Annotated in this window: 17 protein-coding genes; 9 read left to right on the plus strand and 8 right to left on the minus strand. The window is 32.9% G+C overall.

Annotated elements, in window-relative coordinates; genetic code table 11:
* Nucleotide 1 precedes the first annotated feature (1 nt).
* The 3 genes from EM932_RS13360 to EM932_RS13370 are packed head-to-tail and all read right to left on the minus strand — an operon-like array spanning nucleotide 2 to nucleotide 3,401.
* A complete protein-coding gene (locus EM932_RS13360; RefSeq protein ID WP_135877692.1) occupies nucleotides 2-772 on the minus strand; it encodes an MbnP family protein in 771 nt (256 codons plus the stop codon).
* A gap of 4 nt (nucleotides 773-776) precedes the next feature.
* Nucleotides 777-2,123, minus strand: a complete 1,347-nt coding sequence (locus EM932_RS13365; protein ID WP_135877693.1) for a hypothetical protein — start codon at nucleotides 2,121-2,123, stop codon at nucleotides 777-779.
* Nucleotides 2,124-2,135: 12 nt separating this feature from the next.
* A complete protein-coding gene (locus EM932_RS13370; protein WP_135877694.1) occupies nucleotides 2,136-3,401 on the minus strand; it encodes a choice-of-anchor B family protein in 1,266 nt (421 codons plus the stop codon).
* A 284-nt stretch (nucleotides 3,402-3,685) separates the two neighbouring features.
* Between EM932_RS13370 and thiL the strand changes: the two genes are divergently transcribed.
* Nucleotides 3,686-4,732: a thiamine-phosphate kinase gene (gene thiL / locus EM932_RS13375; RefSeq protein WP_135877695.1), complete on the plus strand. Its 1,047-nt coding sequence runs from the start codon at nucleotides 3,686-3,688 to the stop codon at nucleotides 4,730-4,732.
* Here thiL and EM932_RS21350 read toward each other — a convergent pair.
* From EM932_RS21350 to EM932_RS13395, 4 genes are all read right to left on the minus strand, one after another.
* A complete protein-coding gene (locus EM932_RS21350; protein WP_317129373.1) occupies nucleotides 4,722-5,057 on the minus strand; it encodes a hypothetical protein in 336 nt (111 codons plus the stop codon). The genes thiL and EM932_RS21350 overlap by 11 nt on opposite strands.
* A 72-nt stretch (nucleotides 5,058-5,129) precedes the next feature.
* A complete protein-coding gene (locus EM932_RS13385) occupies nucleotides 5,130-5,399 on the minus strand; it encodes a hypothetical protein (protein WP_135877696.1) in 270 nt (89 codons plus the stop codon).
* 58 nt (nucleotides 5,400-5,457) lie between these two features.
* Nucleotides 5,458-6,237, minus strand: a complete 780-nt coding sequence (locus EM932_RS13390) for an alpha/beta fold hydrolase (RefSeq protein WP_135877697.1) — start codon at nucleotides 6,235-6,237, stop codon at nucleotides 5,458-5,460.
* A 14-nt stretch (nucleotides 6,238-6,251) separates the two neighbouring features.
* The gene (locus EM932_RS13395) at nucleotides 6,252-6,908 is read right to left on the minus strand and encodes a hypothetical protein (protein WP_135877698.1); all 657 of its coding nucleotides are present in this window, start codon (nucleotides 6,906-6,908) and stop codon (nucleotides 6,252-6,254) included.
* Nucleotides 6,909-7,028: 120 nt separating this feature from the next.
* On the opposite strand from EM932_RS13395, the gene EM932_RS13400 reads away from it, so the two are divergent.
* Complete coding sequence (locus EM932_RS13400; protein ID WP_135877699.1) at nucleotides 7,029-8,351, plus strand: aspartate kinase; 1,323 nt, start codon at nucleotides 7,029-7,031, stop codon at nucleotides 8,349-8,351.
* A gap of 61 nt (nucleotides 8,352-8,412) precedes the next feature.
* Here EM932_RS13400 and EM932_RS13405 read toward each other — a convergent pair whose 3' ends face one another.
* Complete coding sequence (locus EM932_RS13405) at nucleotides 8,413-9,705, minus strand: aminopeptidase P family protein (RefSeq protein ID WP_135877700.1); 1,293 nt, start codon at nucleotides 9,703-9,705, stop codon at nucleotides 8,413-8,415.
* Nucleotides 9,706-9,900: 195 nt separating this feature from the next.
* On the opposite strand from EM932_RS13405, the gene EM932_RS13410 reads away from it, so the two are divergent.
* From EM932_RS13410 to EM932_RS13440, 7 genes are all read left to right on the plus strand, one after another.
* Nucleotides 9,901-11,745 carry a T9SS type A sorting domain-containing protein gene (locus tag EM932_RS13410; RefSeq protein WP_135877701.1) on the plus strand — a complete coding sequence of 615 codons (1,845 nt, stop codon included), beginning with the start codon at nucleotides 9,901-9,903 and terminating at the stop codon, nucleotides 11,743-11,745.
* A gap of 80 nt (nucleotides 11,746-11,825) precedes the next feature.
* Nucleotides 11,826-14,666: a VPS10 domain-containing protein gene (locus EM932_RS13415; protein ID WP_135877702.1), complete on the plus strand. Its 2,841-nt coding sequence runs from the start codon at nucleotides 11,826-11,828 to the stop codon at nucleotides 14,664-14,666.
* Nucleotides 14,667-14,774: 108 nt separating this feature from the next.
* Nucleotides 14,775-15,446, plus strand: coding sequence for a succinate dehydrogenase cytochrome b subunit (locus EM932_RS13420; RefSeq protein ID WP_135877703.1), 672 nt, complete (start codon nucleotides 14,775-14,777; stop codon nucleotides 15,444-15,446).
* A 16-nt stretch (nucleotides 15,447-15,462) separates the two neighbouring features.
* Nucleotides 15,463-17,475 carry a fumarate reductase/succinate dehydrogenase flavoprotein subunit gene (locus EM932_RS13425; RefSeq protein ID WP_135877704.1) on the plus strand — a complete coding sequence of 671 codons (2,013 nt, stop codon included), beginning with the start codon at nucleotides 15,463-15,465 and terminating at the stop codon, nucleotides 17,473-17,475.
* 24 nt (nucleotides 17,476-17,499) lie between these two features.
* Entirely contained in the window at nucleotides 17,500-17,850 is a 351-nt protein-coding gene (locus EM932_RS13430) for a four helix bundle protein (RefSeq protein ID WP_211344289.1), read from the plus strand.
* Nucleotides 17,851-17,960: 110 nt separating this feature from the next.
* Nucleotides 17,961-18,704 (plus strand): succinate dehydrogenase/fumarate reductase iron-sulfur subunit, encoded by a 744-nt coding sequence (locus EM932_RS13435; protein ID WP_135877705.1) that lies wholly within the window; start codon nucleotides 17,961-17,963, stop codon nucleotides 18,702-18,704.
* Nucleotides 18,705-18,791: 87 nt separating this feature from the next.
* Nucleotides 18,792-19,709, plus strand: coding sequence for a M28 family peptidase (locus EM932_RS13440; protein ID WP_135877706.1), 918 nt, complete (start codon nucleotides 18,792-18,794; stop codon nucleotides 19,707-19,709).
* Nucleotides 19,710-20,160 lie beyond the last annotated feature (451 nt).

Below are 20,160 nucleotides of genomic sequence, written 5' to 3' on the forward strand. Positions count from 1 at the left end.
TTTATTGATTAACTGTGTTTAGACTAAATACATTTTGTCCGTTTTGAGACATCATTACTTGGGCATTAAAATTTGGCATAAGCATATTGTTTAAAACATTCAAATCCCAAGTGTTTGGATTTTTAAACCATTCGGCAATATTCATATCGATTTCAAAAGTTGCATTGTGCGTTATAGTAACTTCACCTAAATCAACTTCAAAAAAAGTATCTTGAAATTCTTGAGTTGCACCTGAATTATCTAATGCTCTTATGGCATGATAAGCATAACCGGTTTCAGTAGTAGTATTATCAATAAACTTCCCCTCTAACTGCATATAATGATAGCCACCACCTAGTATGGACGGAACATTCCAGGTGGCTGAATTTAAATCGGGATAATTATTATTATAGTTAGCATCATTATTAAAGCCAAAAGTAAAAAGCACTTTACTATAAGTACCAGTTGGGATTGTTGTGGTTGGTGTAAAAGAAAGGTTCGTATTATTAGTAACATCTACTAAATTATAACCGTCAAGAACAAATGTTTCTCCGTCTGATTTTTGAAATGTTATGTTTGAAATAAGGTATCTTAGTTTTGTAATACTTAATTCCTCACCATTAGCATTGGTATATTGAATGGTATTGAAATTAGAATTTGTAACGGGTGATGCATCCCAATTATGGTCAAAGTTGAATGTGACATTTGCTTGAGAAACCTCATCATCATTATCAGAGCCACACGATAGTAATGTGATAAAACTGAAAACTAATATGGGGAATATGTTTCGCATCTTCTTATTTTATTTTAAAAATTAGTAAATCTGTAAATCCTTTATTGTTTGGAATATCAATGTTTGCACTATTTGATTCTCCAACAACAATAATACTTCCGTTGTTAATCTCTACAGCATCGAAAGCAAAATCTATATCGGAGCCTCCAACAGTTTTTTGCCATTTTAAATTTCCTTGGTCATCAATTTTTACAATCCAGGCGTCATTTTGTCCATTGTTATTTGAAAGATCTCCGTTTGAGCTTCTGGAACTACCAGAAATAATAAAGCCATTATCTTGGGTTTTAGAAATGGAACGCCCAACATCAAAATTACTACCGCCAAATGTTTTCTCCCAGATTAAGTTTCCAGTTGTAGATATTTTAATAACCCATAGATCGGCGGCACCTTTATTACTTGAAATGTCGAAGTCTTCACTTCTAGTATCTCCAACAATAATGTAATTGCCATCAGATGATTTTACTATGGCTCTGGCTTCATCTGTTTGAGAACCTCCAAAAGATTTTTCCCAAATTAAATTACCAGTATCAGATATTTTAATAATCCAAAAATCGTATGATCCTTTATTTCCTTTTATATCAACATCGTCACTATCTGATGAACCTACAATAATATATCCACTATCTTCTGTTTGAATAACATCGTAAGGAGTATCTGTGAACGTACCTCCATAAAACTTGCTCCATTGCTTTTCGCCAGAAGCGTTTAATTTAATAGCCCAGTAATCTCCACCTGCATGTCTTTTTGATGAAAAAGATTTACTATTTCCTTCACCATTTGAAGCAGATACATCTAAAACACCAGTTAAGAGATAACCCCCATCATTGGTTTGAATCATAGAAGTACCATTGTCTGCTCCTGAAAAACCAAAAGATTTTTCCCAGGAAATAGATCCAGAAGCATCTAACTTAGAAATCCAAAAATCATTGAAACCATTATTTTCAGTGACATCACCATCATTACTTTTACTATAGCCTAAAATCGCAAATCCGCCATCTGATGTTTGAATGATATCTCTACCGCGATCATCATCACTGCCTCCATAAATTTTTTGCCATTGTAGTGTATTGTTTTGATCATATTTCAATAACCAATAATCAAAAGATTCATTCAATTTATTTGATACATCACCATCAGAACTCTGCACATATCCTAAGATAATATAACCGCCATCTGAAGTTTTAGTAATGGACTGCGCACTTTCATTTTTTGTACCTCCAATGGTGTTAACAAAATCTATTTCTTTTTTTATTTCATTAGGAGTTTCATTAGAAGAGTCATCATTATTAGAACAACTACAAAAGAAAGCAAAACCAATTGCTAAAAGGGTTTTTGTTTTTGAGACTTGCATGGCGATCTTTTATTAAGAGTCACTTTTTTTAATAACAAACAAGCCTCTTTCGATATCACTTACAATAATATTACCACTTGGTAAGTACGGGTAAACATTCCACGCGCCATTAAAACCTGTATTATCATTTTCTGGATGGGTGTCAAAGAATCCTATTTCTGTCATGGTGCTACTTGCAATTTGTGAAATATCAATCATTCGTACTCCCGCACTATAACTTGCCTGATAAAATGTATTGTCTTTCACATAGCCATTATGATCAATTGCCGCCGAGGGGCCTAGATAATCCATGTGGTAAGCTGGGGTATCTAAATCAGAGAAGTCAAAAACGATTGTACGTGTATTGGTGCCAATGTCTATTTCGTCGGTTTCATCACCTAAAATAAAATAATTCAAGTCTTCCGTAAACCAACCTTGATGTGTGTATCCAACATTGGAGTAGCTTATATCTGAAATCTTTATCGGATTGGGTTTGTTGGTTACATCGGCAATAACCACTTCATTTTCATTGCTTCCAATTAATATTTCACGCCCAGTATAATCTGTATCTGGACCGTTATATGTTATAACTTGCGCATCATGTGAATAGCCGCCTTCATCAAAACCACCTTCAGATACTGGCGATGTCGGATTTTGAATATTTATAAATAACGGACCTCCAGCAAATGTTCCGTTTCTGTTTGTACCAACAATGTAAGCATATCCGCTAACATCATTTATTACCACATTATGAGCACTTCCAAATTCGGTAAAATGAGCATCGGGAGTAAATGTTTCTGGTGGATTAGCAACATTTCTTAAGCGTGTTAAATCGAATACTTGCATGCCATGATTTCCAGCATTATCTGCTACAATAAAGGCATGGTCTTTATAAACTTTTACATCTCTCCAGGAAGTACTTATTGTAGCAGTTGGAACATGTCCTAAATATATTGGATTATTTGTATCAGAAATATCAATAAAAGACACATTAGCGTCTGTTGCCAGTAATGCATATTCCTTGTTAGTAGTTATATCTACCCAGCCCCAGGAATCATTTCCTTTGGTAGCTCCAAAAGTATTTAATGGCATTTGCATCATTAAATCATAATCATTACATGGATAAGCACCGGCAAAACCATTTTCACATGCAACTGATGTGTTTGTTTCTGTAAGGTCTGCTTCATCTTTAAGAATAGGTACGTTGTTATCTCTTTCACAAGATTGTGTACATAGAAATAACAGGCAACCAAAAATAAATAGCTTAATAAAACAAATACTTTTTTTTAAGTAGTTCATGTTTGCAATTTTTTTAATCAATCTTTTTCGAAATCTAGAATTTGTTAGAATCTCATAGCCTTTAAATTAAAACGAATTCTATAATAAACATATTGTTTACAGGTATTTATATGTATTACGATATGGTTACTTGTGTAAAGTAATAAATTTAGTTTAATAAATAATAAAAAGTGTTCCAGCTTATTGGGTTTTTCATGTTAAAATTAAATGTTAGTCGATTAATTTGAGATTATTTAATATTAAAGTTTATCCATTTATATGCTTAAGCTTCTTATTTTTGCACTATGATAGAAGATAAAAATCAACAGAAAACTCAATTAAGTGATTTAGGAGAGTTTGGACTTATAGATCACCTAACTAAGAATTTTAAAATTAACCATAAATCAACAATAAAAAGTATTGGAGATGATGCTGCTGTTTTAGATTTTAAAGATAAAAAGATTGTTGTTACAACTGATTTGCTTGTAGAAGGTGTTCATTTCGATCTAAGTTATATGCCGTTAAAGCATTTAGGTTATAAGTCGGTTATTGTTAATTTGTCCGATATATTTGCGATGAATGCCAAAGCTACACAAATTACAGTTTCTATAGCCGTCTCTAATAGGTTTCCATTAGAAGCTCTTGAGGATTTATATGCTGGAATAGAAACAGCTGCTAAGATTTATAATATTGATGTTGTTGGTGGAGATACAACCTCTTCAACAACAGGGCTGTTGATCTCGGTAACAGCTATTGGAGAAGTTGAAAATAATAATGAGGTATATAGAGAAGGAGCCAAACCTAGTGATTTATTAGTAGTTACCGGAGATTTAGGAGCAGCTTACATGGGGTTACAAGTCTTAGAGCGTGAAAAGGAAGTTTATAAAGTGAATCCCAATAGCCAGCCAGATTTAGAGGCTTACTCTTATATAATAGAACGTCAATTAAAGCCTGAAGCACGAAAGGATATTATTAAATTATTGAAAGACTTAGACGTAAAACCATCTTCAATGATTGATATAAGTGATGGTTTATCTTCAGAAATTATACATTTATGTAAACATAGCAAAGTAGGTTGTGATCTGTATGAAGAAAAAATTCCATTGGACCCTCAAGTCATTTCTACTTGCGAAGAGTTTAATATTGATAGTACAACAGTTGCTTTAAATGGCGGGGAAGATTACGAGCTATTATTTACAATTTCCCAAGACGATTATTCTAAAATTAAAGCCAATCCGAATTTTACTGTAATTGGTTACATGAAGGAAGCGCAAGCTGGAATGCATTTAGTAACTCGAGCAGATACTAAAATACCTATTAAAGCGCAGGGTTGGAAAAATTTTAATGCTTAAATACTAATAAATTAGCAGGATTTATAGTTGAAGGTTGATCATCACTTGATTTTACTTCATGTGTAATATGAATAGGTTCCAATTCATCATAATCTGCAGTTACGTATTGACTATTATCAATGGACCTCATGTGTCGCTTCACATGAATGCGCTCTAATACGTCGTTAATTTCCTTAAATTTAGGAGTAAGCTCGATTAATTGACCACTCCCGTTGGTGGTGAGTTCTTTTTTGCAATTTTTGCAGGTGTACTCTTTTACATGGTAAGTAACATTTCTTGATACTCGGAAATCATGTCCGAATACCTTACAGTGAATGTTTTTCATTTAACGCTATTAGATTAATTAGTTAGAGCTTATTAAAATATTAAAAAACAATCAGACAGAAAAAACAATTTGTTAATAAATCGACGAAGCGAGTGTTTTCTTCTTTGAACGTTCCATTCGTGAAGCATGAATACGTTCTAAGATGGCATTTATCTCTTTAAATTTTGGCGTAAGTTCAATTAAACGGCCATTGCTATTTGTTGTTAATTGTTTTTTACAGTGAGAACATGTGTATTCCTTAACATGATATGTAACTTTTTTAGTGACTTGATAATGATGACCAAAAAGATTACAATACATTTTAGGAATAAAAGTAGGTTTGTTAGTTGTAGGTTTATTCATGGTAATAATTTTAGGAACAATAAATCTAAAATAAAAAAATCAATAAAACGACAAAATGCTATATATTTTCGATGAAATGCATAATTGTATGTAAAAATTCGCTTTTATTTTCAATATGACTCATATGTCCATCAGGAAATTCTACTACTTTGACATTGGTGTTTTTTGTTTGAGAAATTAATGTATTATAATCTAGCACAGGATCTTTTTTGCTAATAATCAGCATTTTTTTAAAGGGCGTAAAATGAAGCAATGCTTCCCTGTCATTTCTAATTTTCATGCCCTCAAGAGATGCTATTATTCCTTGCAAGGATGTTTTTAAGGCTTCCTTTTTTAGTAGCTTTATTTTTTCAGAAAAAATGGCTCTGTTTTTTGGCCTGAATAAACTAGAGATAGCCATTCTAATAAACGTTTTGTGGTTTTGTTTAACAGCGATTATAGCTCGATCTCTATTTTTTTTCTTTTCAAGAGTATCTGCGCTTGTAGTAGAATTCATAAGACATAACCCTTTTAATGCATCAGGATTTTTTTCTGCATAAGCGAGTGCTACATAGCCACCCATAGAGTGCCCAACAAAAGTAGAGCGGCGAATTTTTAAATGTTTTAAAACAACTTGCACAACTTCAGCCATTAGCTCCATAGTGTGAATGTAGCCTAAACACTCGGTTTTACCGTGACCTAATAAATCGATGCAAATGACTCTATTCTTTTTTGATAATGTTGGAATAAAAGGATCCCACATCGAGACATTTTCTAAAAACCCATGAAGTAAGACAACGGCATTACCTTTTCCATTATCAGTATAAAAAACATTGATGCCTTTATATTGTAAATTCATTCAAATAAGAAACACTAAGATTTTACTTTTTTAATAGCAGCAAAGGCTTTGTCTACGTATTCGTCTTCTACCAAAATTGTAAATTCATTCGTAGTTGAAATGACTTCATAAAGGACAATCCCTTCCCAAGCCAAACGCTTAAAGAAGTGATAATAAAGACCGGCAATTTTAGAATTGTCTTGAGGTAGGTTGACGCTAATTGCAGATAACCCGTCTTGTATCGCTAAAAAAGTTTCGTTTTTTAATTGATCAATAATGAAATCTTTTAAGCTGCTGGAAATTATAATATTACTTTCGTGAATACCTCTTGTAAATGTGTAAAATAATTTAGATTCTTGATTTATCCTATCTAGAATTTTGGAATGATTATCAATAATAGTATCAGAATTTTTAACGGTAAAATCTGTTAAGTTAGAACGTACTGTTATATCACCTAAATTCTGAATAACTCGTCTCATTTTTACAGAGTTGGTTAATGTTGTAGGTGGGTTATATCGCCTTAAAGCCATCATAATAGCACCAGGCTTAACTTCTTTTTTAAGCATTTTACTAATAGGTTCTGTTAATTCTATAGCTAGGGCGCTAAAGTTTATGATGTTTCTAGACAACGCCTCTTCCAAATAAGGTTGCGTTATTAAAATGTCTTCAACACAGTTAGATACGGTTTTCATTTGCTTATATCTATTACGTACATGTTAATTATTTAACAATCTGTGTAAAAATAATCTTTTTTTTAAATAAATATAGTATTTGGATTAAGGAGTTTTAGTTTTACATTCAAATTAGTGTGAATGAAAGTTTTAAAATTTGGAGGTACATCCGTAGGCTCCATAGAAAACATAAAAAACGTTAAAGATATTATTAACGATGGGCACAAGAAAATTGTTGTACTTTCGGCTATGTCTGGCACTACAAATAAGTTAGTTGCTATTGCAAATAATATCTCGAACAAAGAACCTAATGAAGCTGTTGATAAAATTAACAAGCTGCATGAAATTTATACTATTACAATAGATACACTTTTAACTAATAAAGATTTAAATAAAGAAGTTAAAGATTACGTTTCTAGTGTTTTTAATTTTTTAGTTACATGCACTTACAAAGCGTTTTCTATAGATTTAGAAAATAACATTGTGGCTCAAGGAGAACTGCTTTCAACTTATATGTTTAACCGCTTTTTACAACAAGAAAGTATAAGTTCTGCTTTACTGCCAGCTTTGAGTTTCATGAAAATAGACAAAGATAAAGAGCCAGATATAAGTTATATTAAAAAACACTTTGAGGTTGCTATAAATGCTGCAGGGAATTCAGAAATATATATCACACAAGGGTTTATTTGTTTAGATGATAAGGATGAAGTTTCAAATTTACAACGAGGCGGGAGCGATTATACAGCAACTATAATTGGCGCAGCAATTAAAGCTAAGGAGGTGCAAATTTGGACAGATATAGATGGGATGCATAACAACGACCCTAGATATGTTGAAAACACCAAACCAATTTCTAATCTATCATTTGATGAGGCTGCCGAGTTAGCTTACTTCGGAGCCAAAATATTACATCCGCAAACAGTTACTCCTGTTAGAGCAGATAATATTCCTGTACGCTTAAAAAACACGATGAACCCTGAAGCACATGGCACTTTAATTTCTAATATCACTTCAGAAAAAGGCATTAAAGCTATAGCGGCTAAAGATAATATTATAGCAATAAAAATTAAATCTGCAAGAATGTTGCAGGCTCATGGTTTCTTAAAAAAAGTCTTCGAGATTTTCGAAACTTATAAGACCTCTATAGATATGATTACAACATCGGAAGTCGCGGTGTCTTTAACGATTGATGATGATAGAAACTTAGAAAAAATTATTGAAGAATTAGAAAAAATTGCAACAATAGAAATTGATACAAACCAAAGTATTATTTGTTTAGTAGGTCATTCTGTTGTTAATCATCAAGATACTTATAAGTTATTCCAAATATTACAAGATGTAAAAATTAGGATGATTTCTTATGGAGGGAGTAAAAATAATATTTCTCTATTAGTTGATACAAAAGATAAAATTGATTCGCTGCAAAAACTAAACGATTATTTATTTGAATTAGTCACTCTTTAAATTACAAAATTTTAGTATTGTTAGCAAAAAGGGTCGTTTTTAAACGACCCTTTCTTCTTTTTTATGAGTTCATAATATCTTCTATTTCGTCTGCTTCAATAGGAATATTTCTCATTAAATTAAATGGTTGTCCATTTTCCTGAATAACTACATCGTCTTCCAATCGTATTCCAAAACCTTCATCTGGAATATAAATTCCAGGTTCTACTGTAAATACCATATTAGCTTGCATAGGTTCTGTTAATATACCATAATCATGTGTGTCTAATCCCATATGATGACTTGTACCATGCATGAGATATTTTTTATAAGCTGGCCATTCTGGGTTTTCGTTCTGTACATCTGCTTTATCTAGTAGACCTAACCCCAATAGTTCACTAGTCATTATTTTACCTACTTCTACATGGTATTCAGCCCAAATAGTTCCGGGAGTTAGCATTTTAGTCGCTTCATTTTTGACTCTATTTACAGCATTATAAACATCTTTTTGTCTTGGAGTAAATTTTCCAGAAACAGGCACACTACGTGTCATATCGCTAGAATAATTAGCATATTCTGCACCAACATCCATTAATATTAATTCACCTGCTTTACATTGTTGATTGTTTTCTATATAATGTAATACGTTAGCATTGTTTCCGGAAGCAACAATAGGTGTGTAAGCAAATTTTTTAGAGCGATTTCTTAAGAATTCATGCATAAATTCTGCTTCAATTTCATATTCCCAAACATCTGGTTTTACAAACTTTAAAATACGTCTAAATCCTTTTTCTGTAATATTACAGGCTTGTTGAATTAAATCTATTTCAATATTATCTTTAATCGAGCGGAGTCTTTGTAAAATAGGATTGCTCTTAGCAACAGCATGAGCGGGGTATTTTTCTTTTAACCATTTTGTAAAACGGACTTCTCTAGTTTCGGTTTCTACATTGGCTCTATAGTGCTCGTTGGTATTAATATAAACCGTGTCACATTGTGTCATAATCTCAAACATGATTTTTTCCATGTCTTGTAACCAGTAAACAGTTTTAATACCACTAGTTTGGAACGCTTTTTCTTTGGTTAATTTTTCGCCTTCCCAAATAGCAATATGTTCATTGGTTTCTTTTAAAAATAGAATCTCGCGATGTTTCTCTTTAGGGCAATCTGGAAATAGTACAAGAATACTTTCTTCCTGATCCACACCACTTAAATAAAAGATATCCCGATGTTGTTCAAAAGGCATAATGCTATCCGCGCTTATTGGATAGATATCATTTGAATTAAAAACAGCCAAACTTTTAGGTTTCATGTTAGAAGTGAAGTTTTTGCGATTCTTTATAAAGAGCTCATTATTAATTGGATGATATTTCATGTTAATTGTATATTAAGTTTATTAAATGTAGCAAAGCTAAATAAATCATTTAGATTATAATTTGTTATATTTGAAAGTTTCAGTAAAAAATACCGAAAAGAATCTATCTGTCTTAGGAAATATGATTGAACGTCTAAGTACAGGTATAGCACGTATATTAGGTTAATAATACTCTCAGTTACAAATTTTTTTTAAATGAAAACATACACACTCTCTGGTTTAATTGCTATAACATTAATTTATCTTTTTAATTCCTCTGTTTTATTTGCTCAGCAGTTACTTAGAGAGATACCACTGCAACAACAAATTGAAAATTCAAGTTTGGTTGTTGAAGGTAAGGTAATTTCAAAAAAATCCTTTAGAGGTCTAGATAATAATATTTACACCGCTAATACAGTTGAAATATATAAAGTTTTTAAAGGAGAACCAATAACCTCTGTTGATGTTATAACTAAGGGGGGGGCAATAGGCATGGAATGTCAAATGGTAATTCCTAGTTTAAATTTACGTAAAGGAGATTTGGGGGTATTCACTTTATATAATAATGATATATCCATATCTGATAAAAATAAAATTACAAATAAATTGTTTAAAGTATATGGGGCAAAACAAGGCTTTTACAAATATAATTTACATGATGATATAGTAACTAATACGCTTCATGGTGAAAAAGGTATTTCTAGTACATTTTATAAAAAAATTACGGGTCATACTAAGTCTAATTATAAGAATGTAAGTCATTTTGATGTTGAAAAAAGAACCTCTAAATCAAGTCAGAATAAAAGTTTATTAGTTCCTAGTAGCATAACTTTTTCTCCAACAAGTGTTTCTGCTGGTACAAAATCTACAATAACTATTACTATTCCCGGAGGAGCAACTGGTAATTTTGGTGATAATCAAGGTAAGGTTAGTTTTAGAGATGCGGATTCTGGTGGTAATGACGGTCCTCCTTCATTTAACCCAGTATATATTGATGCTTTAGATACACAAGTATTAAGTTGGACAAGTACATCTATTACTGTAGAAGTCCCTGCCGAAGCTGGAACAGGTGATATTAGAGTGACTGATGCTTCTTCAAACGTCATAGTTTCTTCTGCAGACTTAACGGTTACTCATGCCGAAATTAATGTAACGTTCGAAGTGCCTCAAGGATCTGGAACCATGTATGCATTTCCCACCAGGCATCTGGATAACGATGGAAGTGGCGGATATGTTTTCCGAATGGAGACAAGTTTTGACGCAGATGTTGAAGAGTCTGGTGCCAAAGCAGCATTTTTAAGCGCTTTGGATACTTGGAGGTGTGAAACAGGAGTTAATTTTACAATAGGTTCTGTTAGTTCTATTGATGAGGCTACTGTAGACGGAACCAATATTATAAGATTTGATAATGGTAACGAATTAGATTCTGGAACACTTGGAGAAACGTCGTATAGTTTTTCAGGATGTGGAAATTTAGGAAGTATTCAAGCGTATCCAACAGAAATTGATATGGTATTTAATGATGATGAGAATTGGTTTTATGGTAGTGGTTTGCCAGGACTTGAAATTGATTTTGAAAGTGTAGCACTTCATGAATTAGGCCATGCACACCAGTTAGGCCATGTGATTGATACAAATAATGATGCGATGCATTTTAATTTAGGTTTTGGTGAACAGCTAAGAGATTTAAGTTCTAATAATATTATAGCTGCGAACAATGTGCAAAGTAGAAGCGAATCTAGTGTGCCTGCTTGTTTTGTTGGAAAATCAAGTATGTCTGCTTACGCTTGTTCATTGAGTGTGGAAGATGAAGAACTAAATAATGCTATTGGCTTATACCCTAACCCAGCTCAAAGTATATTTTATATAAAAAATAATTCATTTATTAATTTAGAAAAAGCTGTGATTTACGATTTAAGCGGAAGGCTTATTAATGAATATGACATTTCTAATACCACAAGAACTAAAACTATTGATGTAACTGGAGTGTCCAAAGGTATTTACTTTGTAAATATTCATTCCGAAAGCGCTATGATTACCAGAAAAATGATTCTAGATTAATTTAACAAAACTATAGCATATTAAAATAGTATTATTTTGGCTGGTTTTAGTTATTTTCAATAATTAAAAAACTAGCCCACATGAAATTTAAAATTCTTCATTTATTTTTCCTTATTTCTTTTTTAAAAATATCGGCACAACAAGTTGCTACATCTCCAAAAACAATAGAAGACGCATTAATCAAAAAAGAGCAGCTTGTTCAAAAGTCATTAGTGAAGAATGTTGCTTTTAAAAATGTTGGACCAACAGTTATGAGTGGCCGTGTTACCGATTTGGCTGTTAATCCAGAAGACCCCACCGAATTTTATGTAGGGTATGCATCCGGAGGTGTTTGGCATACCAAAAATAATGGGACAACTTTTAACCCTGTACTGGACACTTCTAATACCCAAAACGTAGGTGATATTGCTGTTGATTGGAAAAATAAAACCATATGGGTGGGTACCGGAGAAAACAATGCGTCTCGATCTAGTTATGCTGGTATTGGAATTTTAAAATCTACAGATAATGGAAAAACTTGGCAAAATATGGGGCTTAAAGATTCGCATCATATAGGTCGAATTTTAATCAATCCAAAGAATCCCGATGAAGTTATTGTTGGAGTTACGGGGCATTTATATTCTCCAAACCAGGAACGAGGGGTCTATAAAACGGTAGATGGAGGAAAAACCTGGACACAAAAACTATTTGTAGATGATATGAGTGGCATTATTGATGTACAATGTAGTCCAAATAACTTTAGCCTCATGTTTGCAACATCATGGACTAAAGATCGTAAAGCCTGGAATTTTGATGGCAACGGAAATAATTCCGCAATCTATAAAAGTACAGATGCGGGAAATACATGGACTAAAGTTTCTACCGAAAAAAGTGGGTTTCCAACGGGGCAAGGTGTTGGAAGAATTGGTTTAGCCGTTTTTAACGATACTATTATTTATGCACTACACGATAGTCAATTTAGAAGAGTTCCTGAAGAAAAAAATGAAGAAAAAAGAGGGTTAACTAAGGAAGATTTTAAGACGATGACAGATGAAACCTTTTTTGAACTTGATGATAAGAAGCTCAATGGGTTTTTAAAAACAAATGGATTTCAAGAAAAATACAGAGCAGAAAATGTAAAGCAAATGGTAAGGAGTGGCAATGTAAAGCCAATTGACCTTGCAAAATATCTTGAAACTGCCAATTCAATGTTATTTGATACGCCGGTTATAGGTGCTGAAGTCTATAGAAGTGAAGATGGAGGCGTGAGTTGGAAAAAAACACATAAAGATTATATTGATGAATTATATTATAGTTATGGGTATTACTTTGGAGAAATAAGGGTAGATGCTCAAGATGAAAAAAGTATCTATGTTTTAGGAGTTCCTATTTTAAAATCTAAAGATGGAGGGCAAACGTTTGCCTCTATAAGTAAAGAAAATGTACATGCAGATCATCAAGCATTATGGGTAAATCCTGAAAAAACGGGTCACTTAATAAATGGAAATGATGGCGGATTAAATATGAGTTATGATGATGGCGAATCATGGGAAAAACTCAATGTTAATTCTGTTGGTCAGTTTTATTCTATTAATGTAGATAATGCTAAGCCATACAATATTTATGGAGGTTTACAAGATAATGGTGTCTGGGTTGGTGCTAATAATGCTCGTGAAGATAAAAGCTGGCATCAAAGCGGACAATATCCTTGGAAAAGTATCATGGGTGGAGACGGTATGCAAGTTCAAATTGATAGTAGAGATCACAATATTGTATACACAGGCTATCAATTCGGAAATTATTATAGATTAAATTTAGAAACCGGAGAACGAACTTATATACAGCCTAAACACGAATTGGGAGAAAATCCGTATCGTTTTAATTGGCAGACTCCAATTTTACTGTCGCCTCATAATCAGGATATTTTATATTTAGGCGCAAATAAATTAATGCGTTCAATGGATCAAGGAACCAATTGGACAGCCATCAGCAAAGATTTAACCAATGGAGGGAAAAAAGGTAATGTAGCCTATGGAACATTGACAACTATTAGTGAATCCCCTTTTCAATTTGGGCTAATTTATACAGGCAGTGATGACGGATTAATACAGGTTACTAAAGATGCTGGTGGAAGTTGGCAGACTATTTCAAAATCGTTACCAAAAGATCTCTGGGTAAGTCGTATTGTGGCATCACAGCATAAAAAAGAACGTGTTTATGTGACCTTGAATGGATATCGTTGGGACGATTTCATGGTACATGTTTACAAGAGTAATGATTATGGAAAAACATGGGTAGAAATCAGCTCAAACATTCCTGCCTCTCCAGTTAATGTGATAAAAGAAGATCCTATGAACGAGAATATTTTGTATTTAGGAACAGACAATGGCGTTTATGTTTCGTTTAATCAAGGTCTGGTTTGGGAAGCGTTTGGCAACGGATTACCAAGTGTCGCTATTCACGACTTGGTTGTACAGCCAGATGCAAAACATTTATTACTTGGCACTCACGGAAGAAGTATTTACAAAACAGATATTGCACCACTTCAATTAATGAATGACACGATGCAGTTAAAACCAGTTACACTTTTTAAAGTAAAAGGTCTAAAACATGCTTCTAATTGGGGGAATACCTGGAGCAAGTGGCTTAAAGCTTCTGAACCTAAAATTAATGTGACTTTTTATTCAAATTCATCCGAAGAAAAAATTATTGAGGTATTTTCAGAAAAAGGAACTTTACTCAATCAAATTAAACTTAAAGCAGATAAAGGATATAATTATACAAGTTATGATATGACTCTGACCCAAAAAGGTAGAAAGTTACTTCTTAAAGAAGATGCTAACATAGAAATCAATAAAGCTAAGAATGATAAATATTACTTACCGAAAGGGACGTACTATATTCAAATTGAATCTGAAAAAGAAGTTTTAGTGATAAATTAAGCTAATTTTAACTTAAAATCATTATAAATAGTAAAAACATGACATTTGTTAGTTGTCTAAAACTTCATCCTAACTTACCTTTGTAAAAACAAAAATAACTTCAAAATAATGGGTGGATTTTTTAAATCTTCGATTGGAAGAAAAGTTGCAATGGCACTTTCTGCTTTCTTCCTCATGTTTTTCTTAATAATACATTTAGCAGTAAATATAACATCTCTATTTAGTGAAGATGTTTTTAATGAGCTATCTCATTTTATGGGAACAAACCCTCTAGTTCAATTTGCTTTACAACCAGTGTTAATATTTGGTGTTGTATTTCATTTTGTAATGGGATTCGTATTAGAAATTAAGAACAAAAAAGCAAATGGCGTTGCATACGCCAAAAATAATGGTGCAGCAAACTCTACTTGGATGAGTAGAAATATGATTTACAGTGGGCTAGTAATATTAGCTTTTATTGTACTTCATTTTATAGATTTCTGGTTTCCGGAAATAAATACTAAATACATTCAAGGTGACATGTCTGGAATGCATGATGGAAGTTTTAGATATTTTCACGAATTGCAACACAAATTTTTAAGTCCAGCCAGAGTAGGTGCCTATGTTGTTGCATTTATACTCTTAGCGCTACACTTAATGCACGGATTTACATCAGCATTCCAATCGGTAGGAGCTACAGCTGGACGTAAAAAAGCATTACAAACATTTGGAAAAGTATATTCAATTGTTATTCCGCTAGGATTTATAATAATTGCACTTTATCATCACCTTAACCATTAATCTTAAATAGTTTAGTATGGCTTTAGATTCAAAAGTACCAAAAGGTCCAATTAAAGATAAATGGACAGATTATAAAAATCATATCGACTTAGTAAATCCTGCTAATAAACGTCATATAGATGTTATTGTAGTAGGAACTGGTTTAGCAGGTGGTTCGGCTGCCGCTACTCTAGCTGAGTTAGGATATAATGTAAAAGCATTTGCTTATCAAGATTCTCCAAGGCGTGCGCATTCTATTGCTGCTCAAGGAGGGATTAATGCTGCAAAAAACTATCAAGGAGATGGGGATTCAACATATAGATTATTTTACGATACCGTAAAAGGTGGTGATTATCGTTCTCGTGAAGCAAACGTACATCGTTTAGCTGAGGTATCTGCAAATATTATTGATCAATGTGTGGCACAAGGAGTTCCTTTTGCGCGTGACTATGGAGGGTTATTAGATAACCGTTCGTTTGGTGGTGTATTAGTGTCAAGAACTTTTTATGCTAAAGGGCAAACAGGACAACAATTATTATTGGGAGCTTATTCTGCAATGAATAGACAAATTGCTCGTGGTAAAATAGAGATGTTTAACCGTCATGAAATGCTTGATGTTGTAAAAGTAGACGGAAAAGCAAGAGGTATTATCACTCGTAATTTAATTACTGGTGAAATAGAAAGACATTCGGCACATGCTGTTGTAATAGCTACTGGAGGTTATGGAAATGTATATTTCTTATCAACAAACGCTATGGGAAGTAATGCCACAGCTGCTTGGAAAATTCATAAAAAGGGAGCGTATTTCGCAAACCCTTGTTACACACAAATTCACCCAACATGTATTCCACGTTCAGGAGATTATCAGTCTAAATTAACATTGATGTCTGAATCTCTACGTAATGATGGTCGCATCTGGGTTCCAGCAAAAATAGAAGACGCTCAGGCCATTCAGCAAGGTAAATTAAAACCGACCGATTTAGCCGAAGAGGATAGAGATTATTACTTAGAAAGACGTTATCCTGCATTTGGTAACCTGGTGCCTCGTGATGTAGCTTCTAGAGCTGCAAAAGAGCGTTGTGATGCAGGTTTTGGGGTAAACGCAACTGGAGAAGCTGTTTATTTAGATTTTGCTGCTGCTATAGAACGTTACGGAAAAGAACAGGCGAAAATTCAAAATATAGATAACCCTTCTGAAGAAAAAATATACGAACTAGGGCAGGCTATCGTTGAAGCCAAATATGGAAACTTATTCCAAATGTATGAGAAAATCGTTGATGAGAACCCATACGAAACACCTATGATGATTTATCCAGCAACCCACTATACAATGGGAGGTGTTTGGGTTGACTATAACTTAATGACCACTGTTGAAGGACTGTACTGTATTGGTGAGGCTAATTTCTCAGATCATGGAGCAAATAGACTTGGTGCTTCGGCATTAATGCAAGGTTTAGCAGATGGCTATTTTGTATTACCTTATACAATAGGTGATTATTTATCGGATGATATTAGAACCGGAAAAATACCAACAGATACTAAGGAGTTTGAAGAAGCTGAAAAAGAAGTAAAAGACCGTATTGATTTCTTCATCAATAATAAAGGAACAAAATCTGTTGATCATTTCCACAAACGACTTGGAAAAGTTATGTGGGATAAAGTAGGAATGGCGCGTAATGAAAAAGGACTAAAAGAAGCTATGGCCGAAATTAAAGCCATTCGCGAAGAGTTCTGGAAAGAAGTTAAAGTACCAGGAAGTGCAAATGAAATGAACCCTGAGCTTGAAAAAGCTGGTCGTGTTGCCGATTTCTTAGAGTTAGGTGAATTATTTGCAAAAGACGCTTTAGTACGTGAAGAATCTTGTGGAGGTCACTTTAGAGAAGAATCTGTTGAATTAGATGGTCCTCAAAAAGGAGAAGCAAAACGTAATGATAAAGATTTTGCGTTTGTTTCTGCATGGGAATATAAAGGAGAACCTGCCGATGCCGTTTTACATAAAGAAGAATTAGAATTTAATGATATTGAATTGAAGCAGAGATCTTATAAATAGTTATTAATTATTTAGTTATTTTGAGTGGGTAATTTTAAATCTTTTGAAGAATTGTCTTGTTGGAAAGAAGCAAGAAATTTAAGATTGTTTGTAAAGACTCAAATAATTACTAAGATACCTAACTCTGAGAAATTTGCTCTTATTGATCAAATTAAACGTTCATCACGTTCTGTTGGAAATAATATATCTGAAGGTTATGGAAGATTTCACTTCCAAGAGAACATTCAGTTTTGTAGGATAGCAAGAGGCTCTTTGTTTGAAACTCTTGATCATGGAATTATTGCTTTTGATGAAGGCTACATTTCAGAAGAAAATTTAAATGAATTAAGAATAATACATAATAAAAACGCTTTTGATTTTAAATGGATATATTAAATATTTAAAGAATCAAAAAGAAAAATAAAGTTATTAAGTTAATTAGAAATTGCACTATAAAACGATCGTTCAATAGCCAAATAACTCAATAACCAAATAACTAAAATAAAATGAATTTAACACTTAAAATTTGGAGACAAAAAGACTCAAATGCAAAGGGTCAAATGGTCGATTATAAAGTTACTGATATTTCAGAGCATATGTCTTTTTTAGAAATGATGGATGTTTTGAACGAACAATTAGTTAATACTGGTGAAGAGCCTGTAGCATTTGATCATGATTGTCGCGAAGGTATTTGCGGAATGTGTTCTATGTATATTAATGGAGAAGCTCATGGTCCAGATAGAGGTATAACAACCTGTCAATTACATATGCGTATGTTTAATGATGGTGATACGATTACTATCGAGCCATTTAGAGCAGCAGCTTTTCCTGTAATAAAAGATTTAGTAGTAGACAGAATGGCTTTCGAGCGTATTCAGCAAGCTGGAGGATATATTTCTGTGAATACTTCTGGAAATACTCAAGATGCAAATTCGATTCCTATTTCAAAACATGCGGCTGATGAAGCCATGGATGCTGCTACGTGTATTGGTTGTGGTGCTTGTGTAGCAACTTGTAAAAATTCATCCGCCATGCTGTTTGTAGGTGCTAAAGTATCACAATATGCATTATTACCTCAAGGACAGGTAGAAGCAGCAGATCGTGTTAAAAATATGGTTGCTCAAATGGATTTAGAAGGTTTTGGTAACTGTACAAATACAGGTGCTTGTGAAATTGAATGCCCTAAAGGAATTTCTTTAGATAACATTGCTAGAATGAATCGCGAGTTAATGAAAGCTAATATATCATAGTATTTTAGTTATACATATCTTAAAATTTAAGAACCCAGGCTCATGCTTGGGTTTTTTTATTTAGATTTAAGAAATTAAATCTAGTAGATGAAAATAAAATTGATAGCTTTATGTTTTCTATGTCACTTTATATGTATAAATGTAAATTCACAAATATGTGAAAAAGAAGCTAGTTTCTTTTGTGAAGAATCTATGTTAAAACATTTAAAATCATTGTCATCTGATGCTTTCGAAGGTAGAAGAACAGGGACTAGAGGCGCCTTAAAAACTAGAAAATATATAATTAATCAGTTCCATTCGCTAAATGTTCAACCATTAGGAAAAGGCTATGAGCAACCATTTTTGTTTGTAAAAAAACAAAAAGAATATAAGGCAGTAAATATTTTAGGCCTAATAGAAGGTACCAAAAACCCTGACGAATACATAGTTATTAGTGCACATTATGATCATGAAGGGATTAAAAAAGGAGCCATTTATAATGGCGCCGATGATAATGCTTCCGGATTAAGCGCATTGTTTAGTTTTGGTGAATATTTTAAAAATAATCCACCAAAGTATTCAGTAATTTTAGCAGCATTTGATGGTGAGGAATTGGGGTTGCAAGGGTCTAAGTACTTTGTGAAAAATCCGATTATTCCATTAAAAAACATCAAAGTAAATATCAATATGGATATGATTGGCAGGAGTGAAAAGAATGAATTGTATGTAGTTGGAACAGAACGTAACAAAAAATTGAAACATGCTGTTAGCTATTATCAACACTCTAAGAAAATCAAACTCATAGAAGGTCATAATGATAGTGATGCCCTAGAGAACTGGACCTATTCATCGGATCATGTGAATTTTTATAAAAAAGGCATTCCATTTTTATACTTTGGAGTAGAGGATCATAATGATTACCATGAACCTACAGATGATTATGAAAACATTCATCCAGAGTTTTATGTAGAAGCTGTAAAGGTTATTGTTTCAGTTTTTGAAAAAATAGATAACTTAAGATTATAAAAGCCTACTGTGCATACAGAAAATTAGCATATGTAATAGAATAGTAAAAGTTGAACACGAATTACACAAATTTTCACTAAAGGTGAGTTCGATATATTATAATCTGATAATTAGTTCTTTAAATGAACCTATGTTCATTCCGAACGCTACGGAGGGTAAAATATATTTTACTTGAACGTATATAGCGTAGCTATTGAGGAGGAATCCCATCCTTATGAGATTTCTCGAAAGTTTATCTTGAGCGAAGTCGAAAGGCTCATACTTCGCTCTGTCGAAATGACAAACAATTGAAAATCATTGTTTTAATATTATTTTTTATAAAAAAATTAAATCGAGTTTGTATGTTTAAAGTGTCATTCTAAAACCAGGAGGTATTATTAATTTGTTAGTGCAAAATTAACTTAAATAATACCATCTGATATGAAAGATATACAAATTACAAAAAAAGTAG

It is taken from the genome of Flavivirga rizhaonensis, assembly GCF_004791695.1.
Taxonomy (GTDB): Bacteria; Bacteroidota; Bacteroidia; order Flavobacteriales; family Flavobacteriaceae; genus Flavivirga; species Flavivirga rizhaonensis.